The organism is Deltaproteobacteria bacterium (assembly GCA_015233135.1).
Lineage (GTDB): Bacteria > UBA10199 > UBA10199 > JADFYH01 > JADFYH01 > JADFYH01.
This window is the reverse complement of the sequence record JADFYH010000060.1, coordinates 1-4,294: the sequence shown is the minus strand read 5'-3', so window position 1 is coordinate 4,294 and position 4,294 is coordinate 1. Positions and strand designations below refer to the sequence as shown.

At 50.0% G+C, this 4,294-nt stretch carries 1 protein-coding gene; it reads left to right on the top strand.

Features of this window, described 5'->3' with window-relative positions; all coding sequences use genetic code 11:
- Positions 1 to 54: 54 nt before the first annotated feature.
- The coding region (locus tag HQM15_12000; protein ID MBF0493485.1) for a HEAT repeat domain-containing protein at positions 55 to 4,294 on the top strand (4,240 nt) is incomplete at its 3' end.

Here is a 4,294-nt window from a genome sequence, read left to right as displayed (position 1 = left end):
CTTAAGAATGGACCAGTAAATGCCGTTCCTGTCTGGTAATGAGGGTGTGCCAAGATGTCTTTACTCGGCTTAACAGCTTTAAACATTGACGGTGTTTCGGGTGGAATTCCTGGAGTGGGTCAGCCCTCGGCTCCGCTTTCAACAGCTGTTTCCAGGAGGGCTCTTGTTTCCCAAGCCCGGCAGCTCTCTCCGGAGTTGCGGCATCAGTATGAGAATTTACTTTCGGGTCATGGCAGGGCCCTTGGAAGAGACCTTCAGGATTTAAGATCCTTTCTGGAAAGATCAGGAGCTGCTGAACAAACGCCCCTTTCCACTCGTGATTTATTGCTTGCCTTGCAAATTCTGGAACAATCGGATCCCCGAACTCAAAGGAGCGCGGTGTTTCATGATCTGGCAGCTTTATTGGTGCAACGATTGGCCAGTCAGCGATTTGCGGAGGGGGAGGCTGCCGTTTCGGTGGCCTTGATTTTGAGGTCACGCTCTTTATTGCTTGCCCATGCCAAGGCCTCTCAACGCGTTCAACTTCAAGCCCAATTTCAGCAACAAGACAGACTTTGGAGAAGATCCGAGCATTTGCAGGCGCTAGAATCGGTGATGAGTGCGTTTTTGGCCCAAAGCTATGCCGTTTATGCCTCTCAACATCCGGGGACTTTGGATTCCCAACAAATTGAAGGTAAAGTTCAGCATTTTATAGAGGCCTATAATCGTCGGGTTCAAGACAGTTCCGAAAATTTGGAAATCGATTTGACTGTTCCGCTGCAGGCGCTGCTGCACGAAGAGGCCTTTAGGAATGATTTTGTGCTTCAAGCGGTTTTTTTGGGACAAATTCCCGCCCACCAGGCCTTCCAAAGATTTCTGAGATCGGTCTCCTCCTGTGAGGGAACTGCCTTGCAGGTGCAGACTCAAAGCCTGGTGTTAGCCAGAGAGCTGGGGAACTGTGCGCGCGGATTTGTGGGAGATCTGCTGGATTTAAGCTGTAACGGCTTTCGGATGCTGGCTTCCATCTGCCAGCTTTTTCCTGAAGACCTGCAAGAACTGGAATTGAACTCCCAGGAAAAAATACAAAACCTGGCCAATCGGCTCTGGGATTGGAGTTGTGGAATTGAAGAACTCAGCTCGCTTCAGGTTGAGGCCTGGCAAAGACGGGGAAACGAGGCGGCATGGAACGAAAGCTATCTCAGTTTTGCCAGCCATCAGGCGCGAAGCCTTTCCCAAACTCGAGGGCTACTGAGAGAAGAGGCCCAAAGACTGGGAAATGAGCTGAGCTGGGTGGCGGGGGAACAGGAACTGTCTACCTTGTTGAGAGAGCACAGTCTGATAGGCGTCCGAAGTTTTGGAGAAGCCACTACCCCCTTACTAGGCGCAGTTGCTGCAGTGCTTGGAGGATGGATAGGACTTTTGGGAAGAACTCCCCTCTCGGCAGCCCTCATTGGTGGAGGATCCAACGGCGTGGTGCAGGTGGTGGGACAATTGTTGCGCCAGCTTTATCTGGAGCATCAGGAGGTCTCTTTAAAAGAGGCCTTGACCCAAAGTGTGCAATCGTTTGTCACCGGGGCTGGCTGCGGCCTGGTGGGTCATGGGATGAGCTCCGTCCTCATGCTGGCAAAATCCCAGCGAGGCCTGGGGATGATGAGCGAGACGGGCTTGAGGGAGTTTCGTTGGAGCTTGTTGCGATTTGGCGGAGAGGAAGTTCATTTTTGGAGCGATGTGCTGACTGAAGTTGCGCTGGATGAAGGGGCCAGTAGCTTGGGGGCAAATCGCAATATTCAAAATCGATTAGGATTGTCTGTGCCCAGTGCAGGCAACGATGATAAACCCGACACACACTGGTTTTTTAAGATATTCAATAATGCCATGGGAGAACGGGTGGGAGATGTTTGGGGAGAATGGGGACATGAATTTGTTCATGCCTTAAACATTCATTTCGATCAACACATCCAACTTGAGAGGGTCCACCACGATTTTCAAGAGGTGTTTGATCTTTTAGGCCCGCTTCAACGGGAGGCCGAAGAAAGTTTGAGCCAGTTTTTGCTTTCTTATCAGGGGGAAGGTGGAAGCGTCCAGCGGCTCATCAGCCAGATACGCAACCTGGGTGAGGTGAGAGAAGTGCTTCATGAAATCTGTAGCAGAATGGTGGCCACGGCAGTCGTTGCAGAAGCCCCAGTTGCCCTGCCGGTTTTATCCATACAGCTTCTGATTCACGCCTTGGGAAATCAGGTTTCTCTGCAATGTATTGAGCAGAGAATTGATCAGCAAGCTGGGCATTTTTTGACAAAGGCAAAGCTGGGGGAAGCGAGTCGCAGAATCAAGGAGAGCTTAAGAGGTTATTTTGCCTCCCTCTACGCCCCCGAAGAGCAGCATCGGGTGTTGAGAGAGATCAGCCATTGTGCGGCAAAACTGGAAAGGGTGTTACATCCAATCCCTACCCTCCCTCCCCTTAGCGCAAACGAAGGCAGTCGCAACCAGACTGTCCTGGCAGGGCTTCAAGAACAACTATTGCAGCGAATACTTTTTAGTGAGTCCTCTCCCAACCTGGATTTAGAAAGGAGTGTTAAGCGGGTGGCCAGGCTGATTCAAAGCCGGCAGGCATTGATCCAAAAAACACTTCCTACCGAATTACAGACGGATGCTCTCTTGAGGGCCCATTTTCTTTCGAACCTTTTGAAGGAGCCCCGTGCACTCAAAAGCAAGGCAAGGGGCTTATGGGAGGGCATTCAAGGCACTTACGCTCAGCTCTACCCCGATATTGAGGTTTCAACTCCAGGGATCTATCGCAGTGCTGCCCCCACCCCAAAGCCCACCCTGGCGCAGTTTGCGGTGTTTGTTTTCGAACAGGCAAATCCCTTGCTCAGCCCTTTGGCATTTCTTCAATCGCTACAGGGGAGAAGACTTAGCTTGAGTTTTAAAGAGGGAAAGCTGCAATTTAAAGAGAGAGAAGAAGCTGGGGAGATGATAGAAGCTAAGGCCCAGGCTGGGGATAGAGGGAATCCTGAAAAGGGGAATCAGGGGCAGAGAGAAGAAAATAATCAAGAAGCAGGGCAAAACGTGGAAGCAGCAACAAACAAACCGGGCTACAGAGAGCAGCCCGCGGCAAAATCCAACATCCAAATCCCCTCTCCCTCGAGGGGAGAGGGTGACAATTTGCTGAACTCTCCTTCCCTGGGCGCCGATAAAACTCCTGCTGCCTCAAAAGGAATCGGCCCTCTGAAACTTAATCCAGACGATCATACTCCGCAGGTGACTCCAGAACTTTTGCAAACAGTAAAGAAAACCCCAGCCTCCGCACAGGCTGAATTATTTGTGAGCTTAGAAGATGGCTCTGCAATGGGTCGGGAAGCAGTTCAGGGAGAAGTGCTGCAGGCCTTGCGAGATGAAGGGGGAGCAGCAAATCCAGCCAGCTCGCCTTCTGCTCCTCCAGTCCATTTAAGGAGAGTGGCCGAGATTATAGTTTCTGTGCATGAGAAAATAAAACCCCTCTTTCAAGAGAATCAGTTGGCTCTTACTTTGAGAGATATCTTGAGATCGGTCTCGGTGATTCAGGCCTTGAATCATGTAAATTCTGAAGCGGATATTTTTAAAGATTTAACGACATTACTCCAGGGTCGTGTGGGTGAGGAAGGCGTAAAATCTTTAGTGGTAGAAGCTATTTTAGAAATACAAAAAGCAATACTTCCCCAGGAAAGCCAGTCCGCCCAAGCCCTTCGGGAGGAAGTAAAAAGAATTATTCGTGAAGGAAGAGAGAATCCCTTAGATGAGTTTCTAAAAAGTTATTCTGAAACTCTGAAAATGGATTTTAAAATATTGCGAGAAATTCTTTTCAATTCCTTGTCGAGAGAAGAGAGAGAAGAAATTGCCTATTTGGGGATGAGTGTTTCTGACAGAATTGCTTGGGTTCAACGCTATAAAATAAAAGCAGAAAAAGAATGGCTGAAGTCACTGGTGCAAGGGGAAGAAAGGGATGCGAGGGGATCTGTTCGACGCTTTGCAGTACAGGCCCTGGGGGAATTGGGAAGTGCAGCAGAGCTGGAGTGGTTGAAGTCATTATTAGTACGAGGGAGAAAAAGAGATGCGGATGGAGATGTTCGAAGCTCTGCAGTAGCGGCCCTGGGGAAATTGGGGGGTGCAGCAGAGCTTGAGTGGCTGAAGTCATTTTTACGAGGGGAAGAAAGGGATACGAGTGAGTCTGTTCGAAGCTCTGCAGTAGCGGCCCTGGGGAAATTGGGGGGTGCAGCAGAGCTTGAGTGGCTGAAGTCATTTTTACGAGGGGAAGAAAGGGATACGAGTGAGTCTGTTC